The organism is Neptunomonas japonica DSM 18939, assembly GCF_000422765.1.
GTDB lineage: Bacteria > Pseudomonadota > Gammaproteobacteria > Pseudomonadales > Balneatricaceae > Neptunomonas > Neptunomonas japonica.
Genome location: NZ_KE383915.1, coordinates 251045 through 266649, shown reverse-complemented (window position 1 = coordinate 266649; position 15605 = coordinate 251045). Strand labels below are relative to the sequence as shown.

Sequence of the window (15605 nt, the reverse complement as noted above, 5' to 3'; positions counted from 1 at the left end):
GCTGATTATTCAGCCCTTACAGTTTTGATGCGCTAACAGATATCTGCTTGGCCATAACTAATTCTGCTTTAGAAAAGGTGGAGTAGGCTTCGATTCATTCATACGCCTGCCTCGTCTCTCTGAACCATACTCAATGGAGTTCAGACGCAATGAATACTGAATACCGTAAATCCTTACCAGGCACTGATCTAGATTACTTCGATACGCGTGAAGCCATCGAAGCGATTCAGCCCGGTTCTTATGCAAAACTACCTTATACCTCTCGCGTGTTAGCTGAACAGCTTGTGCGTCGTTGTGAGCCTGAAACGCTGACTGACTCATTGAAGCAGCTTATTGAATTTAAGCGCGAGCTCGACTTTCCTTGGTACCCAGCACGTGTTGTTTGTCACGATATTCTTGGACAAACGGCCCTGGTAGACCTCGCAGGTTTGCGTGATGCGATTGCTGATCAAGGTGGAGATCCTTCTAAAGTTAATCCTGTTGTGCCTACTCAGCTGATTGTTGACCATTCTTTGGCTGTTGAAGCACCAGGTTTTGACCCTGACGCATTTGATAAGAACCGTGCCATTGAAGATCGTCGAAACGATGACCGTTTTCACTTTATCGAGTGGTGTAAGACCGCATTTGATAATGTCGATGTGATTCCTGCTGGTAACGGCATTATGCACCAGATTAACTTGGAAAAAATGTCTCCAGTTATCCAAGCACGTGATGGTGTTGCTTATCCAGATACCTGTGTCGGTACTGACTCTCACACGCCGCATGTTGATGCGCTAGGTGTTGTCGCGATTGGTGTCGGTGGTCTTGAAGCCGAAACAGTTATGCTGGGTCTGCCATCTATGATGCGCCTTCCCGATATTATTGGTGTGAAGTTGATTGGTAAGCGTCAGCCAGGTATTACTGCGACTGATATCGTACTGGCAATCACTGAGTTCTTGCGTAATCAGAAAGTTGTTTCTTCTTATCTCGAATTTTTCGGTGAAGGTGCTAAAAACCTTACGATCGGTGACCGTGCAACTATCTCCAACATGACGCCTGAGTTTGGTGCATCGGCAGGTATGTTCTACATCGATGAGCAGACCATTGATTATCTGAAGTTGACGGGGCGTGAGCCTGAGCAGGTTGCTCTTGTTGAGCAGTATGCCAAGTTAACAGGTCTATGGGCTGATGACCTAGAAAACGTTGAATATGAACGTGTTCTTGAGTTTGATCTATCCACTGTTGTGCGCAACATGGCTGGCCCGTCTAACCCGCATCGCCGTCTACCAACGTCTGCGCTAAACGAGCGTGGCATTGCTGGCGACGACATGTTAGCTGCAGCTAAGGCTGAAGAGTCTGAAGGTTTGATGCCTGATGGTGCGGTAATTATCGCAGCGATTACCTCGTGTACTAACACCTCTAATCCACGTAACGTTGTGGCTGCTGGTTTAGTGGCTAAGAAGGCCAATGAGCTAGGTCTTGTCCGTAAGCCTTGGGTTAAGTCGTCATTTGCACCAGGTTCTAAAGTAGCCAAGTTGTATCTGGAAGAAGCAGGCTTGCTGTCTGAAATGGAGCAGTTAGGTTTCGGTATCGTTGGTTATGCTTGTACGACGTGTAATGGCATGAGTGGCGCGTTAGATCCTGTGATTCAGAAAGAGATCATCGATCGTGATCTTTACTCTACAGCTGTGCTTTCTGGTAACCGTAACTTCGACGGTCGTATCCACCCGCATGCTAAGCAAGCATTCCTTGCATCACCACCGTTGGTTGTGGCTTATGCAATTGCTGGTACGATGCGCTTTGATATCGAAAAAGATGTGCTGGGCAATGATAAAGACGGTAACCCAATAACGCTGAAAGATATTTGGCCTAGCGATGAAGAGATCGATGCGATCGTTGCTAAGGCGGTTAAGCCTGAGCAGTTCAGCCAAGTTTACATCCCAATGTTTGATCTGGGAGCGGTAGAGAAATCTGAAAGCCCTCTTTACGACTGGCGACCACAGACTACCTACATCCGTCGTCCACCGTATTGGGAAGGTGCTTTAGCAGGTGAGCGTACGATGAAAGGTATGCGTCCACTGGCGGTGCTTGGTGATAACATCACAACCGACCACTTGTCTCCATCAAACGCAATTCAGGCGTCTAGTGCGGCCGGTGAATATTGCGCCAAAATGGGCTTGCCAGAAGAAGATTATAACTCTTACGCAACGCACCGTGGTGATCACCTAACGGCACAGCGTGCAACATTTGCTAACCCTAAATTGCTCAACGAAATGTGCCTTGATGATAAAGGTGAAGTTAAGCAGGGATCATTGGCGCGTATTGAACCAGAAGGCCAAGAAAGCCGCATGTGGGAAGCAATTGAGACCTACATGGAGCGTAAGCAGCCGTTAATTATTGTTGCGGGTGCTGACTATGGTCAGGGCTCATCACGTGACTGGGCTGCGAAAGGTGTACGTCTAGCCGGTGTTGAAGCAATTATGGCAGAAGGCTTTGAGCGTATTCACCGTACAAACCTTGTTGGTATGGGTGTATTGCCACTGCAGTTTAAAGATGGCGAAACACGTAAAACTTACGCGATTGATGGCACAGAGACATTTGATGTAGAGGGTGATATTTCTCCGCGCTCTGATCTTACTGTCATTATTAATCGTGCCAATGGCGAAACCGTTAAAGTGCCTATGACTTGTCGTTTGGATACCGCTGCTGAAGTGAATGTCTACAACGCGGGTGGTGTATTGCAACGTTTTGCTCAGGACTTCCTAGAAGCTAATGCTTAATTAGGCATTGTACACGACCGGTAAGTGTTGTTATTGCTTCATGCGGTTCGCGGCTATTGCTGCAACTGCATGAAGGACAACGCAAACCGGTCGTATTAACAAACCAGTTTCTAAATAGACCGGAGAAAGTTTTTAATCACCTCTGCTGGATCGGTTGGCTGCATAGCCGTTAGATCCTAGCTGACGTTATTAAAATTTTTCTGAACCGTAGTGCTGAGTGATTATCAGCACCCGATAAGATAGGATAATTATATTATGTCGCAAGTACCACAGATTAAAATTCCTGCTACTTACATCCGCGGTGGAACCAGTAAAGGTGTGTTTTTTCGTCGCCAAGACCTTCCTGAAAGTGCTCAAGTAGCCGGTGCTGCTCGCGACAATATTCTGATGCGTGTTATTGGCAGCCCAGACCCATACGGTAAACAAACCGATGGCATGGGCGGTGCGACCTCAAGCACAAGTAAAACCGTTATTTTGGACAAAAGTAGCCAGCCCGACCACGATGTCGATTATCTATTTGGCCAAGTTGCAATCGATCGAGCTTTTGTGGACTGGAGTGGTAACTGCGGTAACCTAACAGCCGCCGTTGGTGCTTTTGCTATCAGTGGTGGTTTAGTTGATGCTGGCCGTGTTCCTTATAATGGCGTGTGTGTCGTGCGAATCTGGCAGGCCAATATTAAGAAAACAATTATTGCTCATGTGCCTATCACTAATGGAGAAGTCCAGGAGACAGGTGATTTTGAGCTGGATGGTGTGACTTTTCCAGCAGCAGAAGTTCAAGTTGAGTTTATGGACCCCGCCGATGGTGATGGCGCTATGTTTCCTACCGGTAACCTAGTTGATGATCTGGATGTTCCTGGCGTTGGCACGTTTAAAGCGACAATGATTAATGCCGGTATCCCTACTATTTTCCTGAACGCTGAAGAAATTGGCTATAACGGAACTGAGCTTCAAGAAGCGATTAATGGTGACTCTGTTGCGTTAGAGCGTTTTGAAACTATCCGAGCATACGGTGCTGTGCGTATGGGCCTCATTAAAGATATTTCAGAAGCGGTTGCTCGCCAACACACACCGAAAGTTGCTTTTTGCGCACCGGCTCAAAACTATGTTTCTTCTAGTGGTAAGCAAGTAACTACTGATGATATTGATGTAGCTGTTCGTGCGCTTTCTATGGGTAAGTTACACCATGCGATGATGGGAACTGCCGCTGTTGCTATAGGTACCGCTGCCGCTATTCCTGGAACCTTAGTTAATATGGCGGCGGGTGGTGGTGAGCGTAATGCGGTTACCTTTGGTCACCCATCGGGCACCCTAAAAGTGGGTGCTGAAGCGGCACAAGTTGATGGTGAGTGGACGGCGACTAAAGCCATTATGAGTCGTAGTGCGCGTGTATTAATGGAAGGTTGGGTGCGTATTCCAGGAGATTCATTCTAAGCATTGTGTGTAACATAAAGATTGATACTTCGTTAATGTGAATGCTTTGCTGGGGCGTGTTAACGAGTGTGACACTGTATGTATTGATTTACCGTTTGAAGTAGGGATGTGGTAGATCCGACTGCCTATCAGGAAGGGTTTGCTTCTGCTTCTTTGGCCCCGTATGGTTTCATACGGGGCTTTTTTTATGGATCAGGATTTTGCTTTACTTGTAGAGGAGGGGCCAGGCAGCAGCTTAGTGATAGTTTGTCTATCGACAGGCTGCTCTCCAATAAGCATTAAACTCTCTTCAGCAAAGCCGATACCGGCCTCAGTATAGAAGTTGAATACATTATTAATGCCCGCCTTGATGAGTTGTTCGCGTTCATCTTGGTAGCGTGCTATGGCTGCAATTTGTCCCTGGTAATGGGCGTTTCGCAGTTGGATAGTGATGTTACGGTCATCTTCAATAGAAGGGAGTGCTAATAATATTAATTTAATAGCTGAGGTGTCAAAACTTTCCCATAGATCTGCATCTTCACCGTCGCCAAAGAAAACATTCATTCCGCGTAGTTGATATTCCTTGACGCGATTACGGTCGGCATCCATACCAACTACACGTTGATCCACCATGTTCTGCAATGCTTTAAATGCACTTTTACCTACACGCCCTAAACCGATCACTAGAATTTCTGCGTTAGGAGGTTGGATGAAAAGGTCCTCCTGTAAACGTGTTTTGCTTTCAAAGCGTTTAATTGTTTCTTTGTACAATCGATAAATCTGATGAGCATGGCGATAAAACAGACTGGTAAGGATGAATGATAGAGAGACGGCTAGCGCAAGAATAACCAGCCACTCTTTATTTAACCATCCTGAATCAACACTGAGAGCCGCTACTATGAGACCAAATTCACTAAAGTTGCTCAATGCCAATGCGGATAAGAAGGAAGTGCGGCCGCGCAGTTGTAAGCGAGAGAAGATAAAGAAAAACATAAGAAACTTTATCAGGATTAAACTCGAAATGAGTGTCGCCATTCCCAGCATTGACCAATTTGGTAGTGCCGTGAAGCCAATCGAAAGAAAGAAGCCAATCAAAAAGAGATCTTTGAAGCTTAATAGTGATTTTGTAAGCTCGCTGGCTTTAGAGTGGTTGCTTAATAAAACACCGAATAATAGGGCACCTAAATCACCCTTAACGCCGACTAGTGTGAACAGCTCATAGCCGCCCAGCGCGAGAAAGAAGCCCGTCAGAGGAAGCATTTCTCCATGGCCTGCTCTGTTGAGTAATGCATCCAAGAAAGGGCGGATGAATACTAAGCCAAACAAACCGAAAGCCCAAACTGAAGGGGTTTTTCCGGTAGCGAAAACCAAGAATATTACGGCAGCAATATCTTGCATAACGAGCACGCCTATAGCGATTTGGCCGTGCCGGGTTTTCATCTCTCCACTTTCTTCTAAAAGCTTAATAATGCAGACAGTACTACTGAAGCTTAAAGCAAAGCCGAGTATTGCAGCGGTTTGTAAATCCATATCTGAAAAATATGGAAAGGATATAATAGCTAGTAGCAGGGATGATGAGCCAAATAGCAACGTCCAAATGCCCATGTGAGAGAGTGTGCTGGCCCATATTTCTCGTTTTAATAGGTCAGAAACATGCAGTTTAAGGCCTATAGTAAATAGCATGAGTGTAATGCCTAGGTCGGCGAGGGTCTTAAGCGAGTCAGTGGGCTCGACGCCTATAAAATGCAGCACGAAGCCGGCAAATAGGAAGCCAATAAGAGGGGGGAGAGAGATTAGTTTGACCGTTAAACCGCAAACAAAAGCAAACAAAATCCAGATAAAGTCCATAGTTCCCTACATTTTTTGATCAATGGGTTTGTGGAGCGCCGCACTATGATAAGATATTCCTTTTTAAATCATAGTCGTATCCGCCATATTATTATTGCATTTTTTCACTAGTTTTTGGCATATCCAGTGTTTTGAGGAACAAGCATGTTTAAGAAGCTGAGATCTATATTTTCATCCAGCGAAGAGGTACAAAAAGAGGTAGCTGAAACCGTTGAGAGTCAACAGGATTCCGTTGCCAGTGATGACTTAGAAGTGGCATCAGATGTTGCTGCACAAGAGGCAGTAGAAAAAGATGCTCTAGTGGATGAGCAAAAAGACCCCCAGCAGGCTGATGAACAAGTCGTTGCGCCAGTCGTTGAAGATAGCAGCGTGGCTGTAGAACCAGAACCAGAACCAGAACCAGAACCAGAACCAGAACCAGAACCAGAACCAGAACCAGAGCCCGCTAAAAAGGGTATGTTTGCTCGGATGAAGGCGGGGTTAAGCCGCACAAAAGCAAACCTTTCAGTAAAACTAGGCAATTTGTTTCTTGGTAAGAAAGAGATTGATGATGAGCTACTAGAAGATATTGAAACGCTGCTTTTAACGGCGGATGTTGGTGTTGAAGCGACCACTGAAATTATAGGCCGTTTAACGGAGCGTGTCGCACGTAACCAGCTAGCGGATGCTCAAGCGTTGCATGAATCTTTGAAGCAAGAGCTAGCGGGTTTGTTGGGGCAGGTTGAGCAGCCGTTAGTAGTGGATACCGAGAGTAAGCCTTATGTGATCCTGATGGTAGGCGTTAATGGTGTAGGTAAAACAACCACTATAGGAAAACTGACTAAGCGTTTTCAAGCACAAGGGAAGTCTGTCATGTTGGCGGCGGGTGATACGTTCCGTGCAGCTGCTGTTGAGCAGTTACAGGTGTGGGGTGATCGGAACAATGTTCCCGTTGTTGCACAGCATACCGGTGCAGATTCGGCTTCAGTTCTATTTGATGCTTTAGAGTCTGCTCAAACAAAGAATGTTGACGTATTGATTGCTGATACAGCGGGCCGTTTACAAAATAAAGACCATCTTATGCAAGAGCTTGAGAAGGTTGTGCGTGTTATGCGTAAAAAAGATGCAACGGCCCCGCATGAGGTTATGTTAGTGCTAGATGCAGGGACTGGGCAAAATGCGATGAGCCAGGCTCGCATATTCAAAGATGCCGTGGGTGTTACGGGTATAACGCTGACTAAATTGGATGGGACGGCAAAAGGTGGAATCATTTTTGCTATTGCCAAGCAGTTGGAGTTGCCTATTCGCTTTATCGGTGTCGGCGAGCAGATAGACGATTTACGTCCTTTTGTAGCTGAAGAGTTTGTTGCTGCACTATTTGAAGAATAAGCAGAGGCTTTTTGCTTAGTGTCGCTCATTATTAAACTATGACTAACGGTATTGGTATTTATATAGATGTACTGTATATTTATCCATGTTTTTAACTGGATGAGAAAATAGCTTTGATAGGGCGACTCAAGGGTGAAATAATCGAAAAGCAACCACCACAACTGCTCATTGATGTGCAGGGTGTTGGTTACGAAGTAGAAGCTTCCATGAACACTTTTTTCCGTTTGCCAGAAATGGGGCAGCAGGTTGTGCTTTATACGCACTTTGTTGTGCGAGAAGATGCCCAGCTGCTTTATGGCTTTATTGATAAACAAGAGCGTAGTTTGTTTCGCTCTTTAATCAAGGCGAATGGTGTTGGGCCAAAAATGGCGATCTCTATTCTTTCTGGAATGACTACGCAAGAGTTTATAGGTTGCCTGCAGCGTGAAGACGCCGCTGCGTTAACACGTATACCTGGCGTAGGTAAGAAAACTGCAGAACGCCTTATTGTAGAGTTAAAAGATAAACTTAAAAACCTTCAACAAGCTGAGCCTGCTGACTTTCAACTTACGGGTAATGATTTGCCTGATACTGCGCAGCATATGGCAGGTTACAGAGAAGAAGCTGAAAGTGCTTTAGTTTCTCTTGGGTATAAGCCTGTGCAAGCAACGAAAGCGGTCGCGCAAGCTGAGCAAAAATTGGGGGCAGATGTTAGCAGTGAAGAACTTATTCGTTTGGCGCTTAAGTCGATGATATCAGGCTAATATTCTTAGTTTTATTAAATGAATAGTTAGTTGATACGTACTGTTCTTTATTTGTCCTACCTATGAGGCGTTTGTCGTGATCGAAGCAGATCGTTTTATCTCTTCTGTAAGTGCTCCGGTCGAAGAGCAGCATGATCGAGCAATCCGTCCTAAAACGCTGGTTGACTACACTGGGCAGCCCGTTGTAAAAGAGCAGATGGAGATCTTTATCCACGCCGCTAGGCAGCGTGAAGAGGCTCTGGACCATACCTTGATATTTGGCCCGCCAGGACTTGGTAAGACAACACTAGCGAATATCATTGCACATGAAATGGGCGGAGACATTAAAACGACGTCTGGTCCTATTATTGAGAAAGCTGGTGATTTGGCTGCTTTACTTACAAACCTTGAAGCAGGCGATATTCTTTTTATAGATGAAATTCATCGTCTCAGCTCAAATGTTGAAGAAATTCTCTACCCCGCAATGGAGGATTACCAGTTAGATATCATGATTGGTGAAGGGCCATCTGCTCGCTCGATTAAGCTGGATTTACCTCCGTTTACGTTGGTTGGAGCTACTACTCGCGCAGGTTCTTTAACCTCTCCACTACGTGATCGCTTTGGTATTGTGCAACGTTTAGAGTTTTATAATATTGAAGACTTAACGCAAATTATTCTTCGTTCTGCGCAATTGTCCGGATCAAAAATTGATGAGCAAGGCGCTAAAGAAGTTGCCAAGCGTAGTAGAGGAACCCCACGTATCGCTAACCGTTTGCTTCGTCGTGCCCGTGATTATGCTGAAGTGAAAGGTGATGGTGTTATTACACAGGATGTGGCAAATCTTGCACTAAACATGCTGAGTGTTGATGAGCGAGGCTTTGATCATATGGACCGGCGCTTATTGTTGGTGATGATTGAAAAATTTTCTGGTGGCCCTGTTGGCATTGATAGTCTGGCTGCTGCGATTAGTGAGGAGCGGGATACGATCGAAGATGTTCTAGAGCCGTACCTTATTCAGCAAGGCTACATCATGAGAACATCAAGAGGACGAGTGGTCACTGATCACGCCTATTTACACTTTGGTATTGATAAGCCTGACGAAGATCAATAACCCTTACAAAAATAGTGTGTTTTACTCTCTCTATAACTAGATAAGTGTGTCGACAGTGTTTATTGCTGTGATAACACTAACAAAGAGAGTAATCGTTATGCCGTCCCCATTAAGCTCATTTCAAGTCGATGCGATTAAATCTGAACTGCTAACGCTATTGGAGCACTTGCGTGAAGATGTTGGTCATGAACTGCAGGATCAGCAAGGAGAAAGAGTGCATGAGGCTATGAAAGAAGCACATGATAGGGGAGACGAGGCCTCAGCAGAGTTAGAAGCTACTATTAATATAACCAATATGTCTCGCCACCTTGGAGAAATTCAAGAGTGTCAGGATGCGCTGCAGCGTTTAGCGAGTGGTAGTTATGGGTTATGCCTGGTTTGTGGCGAAGAGATAGAATTAAACCGTTTAAAAGCGAATCCTGTATCGGCTAGGTGCTTATCTTGTCAGTCAAAAGAAGAGCAAGATCATTACGAAGGGCATTCTGCCTCTATGTAAGCGCGAATTGCTTTGTGTGAATCAACAGCTTAATTAAAGAAATACCACCATCATTTTGAATGCCCTTCTTGTATAAATCTGCGTGCCTGCTATTGTTGCGTTTTTGCGATAAATATCAATGCTGCTGCATTAATATGCATCTGTTGGATTGTTAGGGTGAACTTTTCAAACGTGCTGCTATCACAGCATGGACAAGTTTCCATCAGGCTTTGTTTTGAACAATTAATTATCATTTATTATTCCTATTAACCTCTAAGGGTTAATAGGCTTGTCTCGGAGAATATGTAGTGGGCGAACAGTTGTCGATCTGGAGTCTTGTTGTCAATGCTAGCACAGTAGTGCAGGTAGTTATGGCTATTCTAGTACTTGCCTCTTTTATATCCTGGGTGATGATTTTTCAGCGTTTTGCTGTCATTCGTAAAACAACTTCAGCGCTACGTAGTTTTGAAGATCGCTTTTGGTCTGGAATAGATTTAGGGCAACTCTACCGAGAGATAACGGACTCAACCGCTAAGATCAGTGGTGCTGAAACTATTTTTTGTGCAGGCATTAAAGAGTACACAAGAATGACACAGCAAAAGAATTACGACCCTGATGCTGTGATGGACGGTGTTCAACGCAGTATGCGTGTTGCGTTAGCGCGAGAAGAGGAAAAGTTAGATCAGAACTTACCCTTTTTGGCGACTGTCGGCTCAACTAGCCCATATATCGGTCTGTTTGGTACGGTTTGGGGCATCATGAATTCATTTCGTGGCCTTGCAAATGTGCATCAAGCAACACTCGCCTCGGTAGCTCCAGGTATATCAGAAGCGCTTGTCGCAACAGCGATTGGTTTATTTGCCGCGATACCCGCTGTTATTGCTTATAACCGCTTCTCGGCTAAATCAGAATGGTTGATGAATAACTACGAAAACTTTGCAGATGAGTTTTCTAGTATTTTACACCGTCGTATTCATTCGCCTATTTAATGGTTAAGTCCGATGATTAGACGGAAAAAGAACAAGCGAAAGCTCAATGCCGACATCAATGTAGTGCCTTACATTGATGTCATGATGGTGCTATTAGTGATTTTTATGGTGACAGCGCCTATGTTAACGCAAGGTGTCAGTGTTGAACTCCCTCAAGCAACGGCCGAGCCTGTTGATGCTCAGGACCAGGAGCCTGTCATTGTTACTGTTGATAAAGATGGCCTTTATTATATTAATATTGGCGGGTCTGAAACCGAAGCAATTAGTAGCGAAGAAGTGTCGTCACGTGTTCAAAAAATCATGAGTGTTAACCCAAAACAGCTACTGCTGGTTCGGGGAGACAAAAACGTCTACTACGACAAGGTCGTGACCTTGATGTCCCTGATGCAGCAATCAGGTGCGAGTAGTGTTGGCTTGGTGACTGAGTAGATTATCGCGTGGGTATAGCCAGTTATATTATTCCAATACTATTTGCGCTGATTCTACATGGTGGGTTGCTGCTGCTGTTGATCCCTCATTGGTTCCAGCAAGAGGACCCTTACCATCGAACGCCTCGCCATATTCAGGCACAAATGATTGACTTAAAAGCGTTAAGTAATCAGGAAAATTTACAAAAGAAGTTTCAAGAAGATCAGCTAAAAAAAGCTGAACAAGAAAAAAAACGTGAAAAAATTGAGCAAGAGCGACAAGAAGAGCTCAAACAGCAGCAGCGTGAATTAGAGCAGAAAAGACAACAAAAGCTTGAGCAGCAGGCTGAAAAGCTGCAGAAAGAGAAAAAGCAAAAGGCAGTCGCTGAGCAGCAGCGTAAAGAAACACAAGCCAAGAAGTTAGCCAAGCTTAAAGAGCAGAAGGCCAATGAACTTGCGCGTAAAATTGCTGCTGAGAAAGAACAGAAAAAAGAGCTGAAAAAGAAAGAAGATAAGAAAAAATTAGAAGCTAAGAAACGCGCTGATGCAAAGAAAAAACTGGATGCCGAGAAAAAGCGAAAAGCAGCAGAGGCCAAGAAAAAAGCCAGTGCTGAGAAAAAGCGAAAAGTAGATAAGTTAAAGCGAGAAGACGCTAAGCGCAAAGCCCAAGAAGAGAAAAAACAACAAGAAGCAGAGCGCTTGGCAGCTGAAAACACGGCTAAGCGTAAAGCGGCTGCTGCAGAGCGAGCCAATAAAATGCGAGCTGAGATTAGTGGGTATATTCAAGCACTGATAGAGCGAAACTGGAGATATCCGAGTAATACTCGCAATGGTATGAAGGCGAAAGTGCTAATACGCTTGTTTCCCTCAGGTGAGGTAGATAGTGTGGAAGTACTTCAAAGCAGCGGTGATGCAGCTTTTGATAAGTCGGCTGAAAAAGCGGTATTAAGAGTCGGTAATTTTCCTCGTGTTAGAGAAGTCGACCCGCTCTTTTTTGATAGAGAATTACGTCGAGTTATTATTGAATTTCGACCAGAAGGATTAAGGTGGTAAACATGGTTAAACAAGTACTGTTAGGTGTTGTATTACTGCTATCGTCATTAGTTGTTCGTGCAGAATTACTCATTCAAGTGACGCAAGGTGTTGATGCACCAACACCTGTTGCCGTTGTTCCTTTTGGTTGGGATGGTGAGCTATTAGGTGATGATATTGCGCAAATCGTATCTGATGATTTAGGTCGAAGTGGTTTCTTCAAGATGATGAAGCGCGAAAACATGCTGAGTACGCCACGTAGTAAGGAGCAAATTTTCTTTCGTGATTGGCGTGTTTCAGGAAGCGACTACCTTGTTGTTGGTAGCCTTTCACCTGCAGCTGATGGCCAAATCACAGCAACGGTTGAGCTTTACGATGTGCTTAAAGAGCAGCAGGTGTGGTCCGAAACCGTTAACGGTAATTCTGCTAACCTTCGAGATGTAGCTCACTATATTTCCGATCAGATTTTCCAGCAATTAACGGGTATTAAGGGGGCATTTTCAACACGTGTTGTATATGTAACCGCAGAAATGTTGGGTAAGAATAAGTATCGCTACCGTTTACAGATGGCGGACTCTGATGGTGCCCGGCCACGCACTATACTTGAATCTAAAGAACCTATTCTGTCGCCTACTTGGTCTAAAGATGGCAGCAAGTTAGCGTATGTGTCGTTTGAAAGTACGCGTCCTTCTATCTATGTACAGCATTTAGCTACGGGGCAGCGTCAGAGAATTCAGTCATTCAAAGGCTTGAATGGAGCACCTGCTTGGTCGCCTAATGGCGATAAGCTTGCGTTAGTACTCTCTAAAGACGGTAATCCTGAGGTTTATGTGCTGACATTAGCAACAGGGCAACTGGATCGTATTACACGCCATTATGGTATTGATACGGAACCGACTTGGGCACCTGATGGTGAGTCCTTATTGTTTACTTCTGACCGTGGTGGAATGCCTCAAATATATTCGCTGCATTTGCCTACAAGAGATTTAAAGCGCTTAACATTTGAGGGTAGATATAATAGCCGTGGTCGCCTAACACAGGATGGTCGCTTTTTAACCATGGTGCATCAGGATTCATCAGGTTTTCATATTGCAGTTCAAGACTTAAAAACAGGTCGATTAGATATTTTAACCAGCACAGGGTTGGACGAATCTCCTACGATTGCACCTAACGGAAGCATTATTCTTTATGCAACGAAAAAAGGTGGACGTGGAGTGTTAGCAGGCGTTTCACTAGATGGACGTGTGCGTTTTACTATGCCTAATACGCGTGGTGATGTGAGAGAGCCTGCTTGGTCTCCTTATTTGCAATAATTATTTGTTACCCATAAATTAGTAGTGATTAAACTACGGGTCTTGGTGCAGATCAGGGCCATTAAACTTTTTCAGGAGTTACTATGCGCGTTTCCAATGCTGCAAAAGCAATATCTTTAGCTTTATCTGTTGCCTGGGTTGTGGGTTGTAGTTCGCCAAGTACCCTAACTGATGGTAGCGGCTCATCTTCAACGGATAATGGTTCTGCGACTACTTATGGATCTGGATCAGGTTCCGGCGTAAATGGTTCAGGAGTGGGTGGCTCTGTCGATGTAGCCAACCTACAAACTGTTTTCTATTTTGACTTTGATGCTTCATCAGTACGTAGTGATAGTATTGCTGATTTAGAAGCACATGCTCAGTATTTAGCGACGCATCCGACAGCTTCTGTACGTTTAGAAGGCCATGCAGATGAGCGAGGAACACGTGAATATAATATGGCGCTCGCGGAACGTCGTGCTAAATCTGTTGAGCGTTTTTTAGCGATTAATGGAGTGAATGGCGTGCAGGTTGAATCTATCAGCTATGGTGAAGAGAAGCCGGCTGTTATGGGTTCTGCCGAAGGCTCGTTGTCACAGAATCGTCGTGTTGAACTGAAATACGAAGCGCGCTAATGAAATTGATATTCCCAAAAAGAATATCTGTTGGTTTGTTAGCCACTGTGCTTACGGTGGCTACGCAGGCTGCACAGGTAGTCCCTGTTATTGAAATCAATCAGGGTAGTGGATCTTCTAGTAATTATGCTTTGTCACAGAATAGCCAGCTGATTATTACTATTCAGCAGTTACAAGATGAAGTACGTGAATTACGAGGTAAGCTAGAGTCTCAAGAATATCGTTTCAAGCGTCTGGAAACATCTCAAAAAGAACGTTATAGAGATCTTGATCGCAGGTTAAGCCTTGTTCTACAAAGTCAGATGCAAGACGAAGATGCTTCTGGCATGGCTACTGGTGGTGTGCAAGAGGATGGCAGCTCTGAAAAGATGCCTCCAGCACCCATTAAGGCAACAGGCGATGTGGGTAAACCTGCTGTTAAAGATCAATCCAAGCAGTTAGAGCAAACTTCCAACCTGAATGATCAAGGTGACTATCAGGCGGCTTTTAAGCTGGTTCGGGAACGCAACTTTAATGGTGCTGCAGAAAGCTTCTCTCGTTTTTTGACTGATTACCTTGATAGCCCGCGCGTACCTAATGCTCACTATTGGTTGGGTGAGATCTATCTAGCTCAAGGTAAGCACCTTCTCTCTGAAGAGGCTTTTTTGCGTGTAGCAGATCAATATAGTCAGTCTCGTAAAGCGCCTGATGCTTTATATAAATTAGGTATTCTTTATAAACAGCAGGGTGATCTTAAAAAATCCATGACGTTTATGTCGCGAGTAGTCACAGAGTATCCTGACACTTCAGCTGCACAGTTGGCTGAAAGTGCGTTAAACCAATAAAAGTAGGAATAGAATTGTTATGAGTAAGCCTGCACCTAAGGCTGTTGTGCTGTTATCCGGAGGCCTTGACTCGGCCACGGCATTAGCCATGGCAAAGAGCCAAGGTTTCCAATGTTATGTTTTGAGCTTTGACTATGGGCAGCGTTCGCTAACCGAGTTAAATGCGGCTCGTCGTATTGTTGAGCAGCTAGAAATTACTGAGCATCGTATTATTCGTCTTCACCTAGAAGACTTTGGTGGTTCGGCGCTAACTGACCATAATATCGATGTGCCTGATCATGAAACTGGCGGGATTCCTATTACTTATGTGCCTGCACGTAATACGGTTTTCTTGTCGCTGGCGCTAGGCTGGGCTGAAGTATTAGAAGCCGATGCTATTTTCATTGGTGTTAATGCTGTTGACTACTCCGGCTATCCAGATTGTCGCCCTGAGTTTATTGATGCGTTTGAAAAAATGGCTAACTTGGCAACTAAAACCGGTGTTTCAGGCCAAGGCATAACAATTAATACGCCGCTAATGAATATGTCTAAGTCGGATATTATCGAAGAAGGCTTGGCGTTAGGAATTAACTACGCAGATACCATTTCTTGTTATCAAGCTGATGATAATGGGTTTGCCTGCGGTGTTTGTGATAGTTGCCGCTTACGTGCTAAGGGCTTTGAAGACGCAGGTATTATCGATCCTACACGTTACATTAGTGCCTGATTTTGACATTCTCTCACTTGATTG

Annotated in this window: 14 protein-coding genes; 13 read left to right on the top strand and 1 reads right to left on the bottom strand. The window is 44.6% G+C overall.

Annotated elements, in window-relative coordinates:
- Positions 1-149: 149 nt before the first annotated feature.
- Complete coding sequence (gene acnD / locus G511_RS0119030) at positions 150-2759, top strand: Fe/S-dependent 2-methylisocitrate dehydratase AcnD (protein ID WP_028471051.1); 2610 nt, start codon at positions 150-152, stop codon at positions 2757-2759.
- A 255-nt stretch (positions 2760-3014) separates the two neighbouring features.
- On the top strand, positions 3015-4193 hold the full coding sequence (gene prpF / locus G511_RS0119025; RefSeq protein WP_028471050.1) for a 2-methylaconitate cis-trans isomerase PrpF: 1179 nt from the start codon (positions 3015-3017) through the stop codon (positions 4191-4193).
- Between the two features lie 192 nt (positions 4194-4385).
- On the opposite strand, the gene G511_RS23450 is transcribed toward prpF, so the two are convergent.
- On the bottom strand, positions 4386-6020 hold the full coding sequence (locus G511_RS23450) for a cation:proton antiporter family protein (protein ID WP_051222247.1): 1635 nt from the start codon (positions 6018-6020) through the stop codon (positions 4386-4388).
- A gap of 144 nt (positions 6021-6164) precedes the next feature.
- Here G511_RS23450 and ftsY point away from each other — a divergent pair, with 144 nt between their 5' ends.
- The 11 genes from ftsY to queC all read left to right on the top strand — a co-directional run bounded on the left by ftsY (position 6165) and on the right by queC (position 15581).
- A complete protein-coding gene (gene ftsY, locus G511_RS0119015; protein ID WP_028471049.1) occupies positions 6165-7388 on the top strand; it encodes a signal recognition particle-docking protein FtsY in 1224 nt (407 codons plus the stop codon).
- Between the two features lie 113 nt (positions 7389-7501).
- The gene (gene ruvA / locus G511_RS0119010; RefSeq protein WP_028471048.1) at positions 7502-8131 is read left to right on the top strand and encodes a Holliday junction branch migration protein RuvA; all 630 of its coding nucleotides are present in this window, start codon (positions 7502-7504) and stop codon (positions 8129-8131) included.
- 76 nt (positions 8132-8207) lie between these two features.
- The gene (gene ruvB, locus G511_RS0119005) at positions 8208-9221 is read left to right on the top strand and encodes a Holliday junction branch migration DNA helicase RuvB (RefSeq protein ID WP_028471047.1); all 1014 of its coding nucleotides are present in this window, start codon (positions 8208-8210) and stop codon (positions 9219-9221) included.
- Between the two features lie 97 nt (positions 9222-9318).
- The gene (locus G511_RS0119000) at positions 9319-9717 is read left to right on the top strand and encodes a TraR/DksA family transcriptional regulator (protein ID WP_036552443.1); all 399 of its coding nucleotides are present in this window, start codon (positions 9319-9321) and stop codon (positions 9715-9717) included.
- A gap of 287 nt (positions 9718-10004) precedes the next feature.
- Positions 10005-10685: a protein TolQ gene (tolQ, locus tag G511_RS0118990; RefSeq protein ID WP_028471045.1), complete on the top strand. Its 681-nt coding sequence runs from the start codon at positions 10005-10007 to the stop codon at positions 10683-10685.
- Between the two features lie 12 nt (positions 10686-10697).
- The gene (gene tolR / locus G511_RS0118985) at positions 10698-11114 is read left to right on the top strand and encodes a protein TolR (protein WP_028471044.1); all 417 of its coding nucleotides are present in this window, start codon (positions 10698-10700) and stop codon (positions 11112-11114) included.
- Between the two features lie 8 nt (positions 11115-11122).
- Positions 11123-12145, top strand: coding sequence for a cell envelope integrity protein TolA (gene tolA, locus G511_RS0118980; RefSeq protein ID WP_028471043.1), 1023 nt, complete (start codon positions 11123-11125; stop codon positions 12143-12145).
- Positions 12146-12147: 2 nt separating this feature from the next.
- A complete protein-coding gene (gene tolB, locus G511_RS0118975; RefSeq protein WP_028471042.1) occupies positions 12148-13437 on the top strand; it encodes a Tol-Pal system beta propeller repeat protein TolB in 1290 nt (429 codons plus the stop codon).
- Between the two features lie 83 nt (positions 13438-13520).
- A complete protein-coding gene (pal, locus tag G511_RS0118970; RefSeq protein ID WP_028471041.1) occupies positions 13521-14051 on the top strand; it encodes a peptidoglycan-associated lipoprotein Pal in 531 nt (176 codons plus the stop codon).
- Entirely contained in the window at positions 14051-14875 is an 825-nt protein-coding gene (gene ybgF / locus G511_RS24030) for a tol-pal system protein YbgF (RefSeq protein ID WP_051222245.1), read from the top strand. The genes pal and ybgF overlap by 1 nt, the downstream gene beginning before the upstream one ends.
- A gap of 19 nt (positions 14876-14894) precedes the next feature.
- Positions 14895-15581, top strand: coding sequence for a 7-cyano-7-deazaguanine synthase QueC (queC, locus tag G511_RS0118960; protein WP_028471040.1), 687 nt, complete (start codon positions 14895-14897; stop codon positions 15579-15581).
- Positions 15582-15605 lie beyond the last annotated feature (24 nt).

What these genes read in the sequence shown, in the direction of transcription:
- acnD (WP_028471051.1), top strand. Translation starts at nt 150, where the DNA reads ATGAATACTGAATACCGTAAATCCTTACCAGGCACTGATCTAGATTAC.
- prpF (WP_028471050.1), top strand. Translation starts at nt 3,015, where the DNA reads ATGTCGCAAGTACCACAGATTAAAATTCCTGCTACTTACATCCGCGGT.
- G511_RS23450 (WP_051222247.1), bottom strand. Translation starts at nt 6,020, where the DNA reads ATGGACTTTATCTGGATTTTGTTTGCTTTTGTTTGCGGTTTAACGGTC.
- ftsY (WP_028471049.1), top strand. Translation starts at nt 6,165, where the DNA reads ATGTTTAAGAAGCTGAGATCTATATTTTCATCCAGCGAAGAGGTACAA.
- G511_RS0119000 (WP_036552443.1), top strand. Translation starts at nt 9,319, where the DNA reads ATGCCGTCCCCATTAAGCTCATTTCAAGTCGATGCGATTAAATCTGAA.
- tolR (WP_028471044.1), top strand. Translation starts at nt 10,698, where the DNA reads ATGATTAGACGGAAAAAGAACAAGCGAAAGCTCAATGCCGACATCAAT.
- tolB (WP_028471042.1), top strand. Translation starts at nt 12,148, where the DNA reads ATGGTTAAACAAGTACTGTTAGGTGTTGTATTACTGCTATCGTCATTA.
- pal (WP_028471041.1), top strand. Translation starts at nt 13,521, where the DNA reads ATGCGCGTTTCCAATGCTGCAAAAGCAATATCTTTAGCTTTATCTGTT.
- ybgF (WP_051222245.1), top strand. Translation starts at nt 14,051, where the DNA reads ATGAAATTGATATTCCCAAAAAGAATATCTGTTGGTTTGTTAGCCACT.
- queC (WP_028471040.1), top strand. Translation starts at nt 14,895, where the DNA reads ATGAGTAAGCCTGCACCTAAGGCTGTTGTGCTGTTATCCGGAGGCCTT.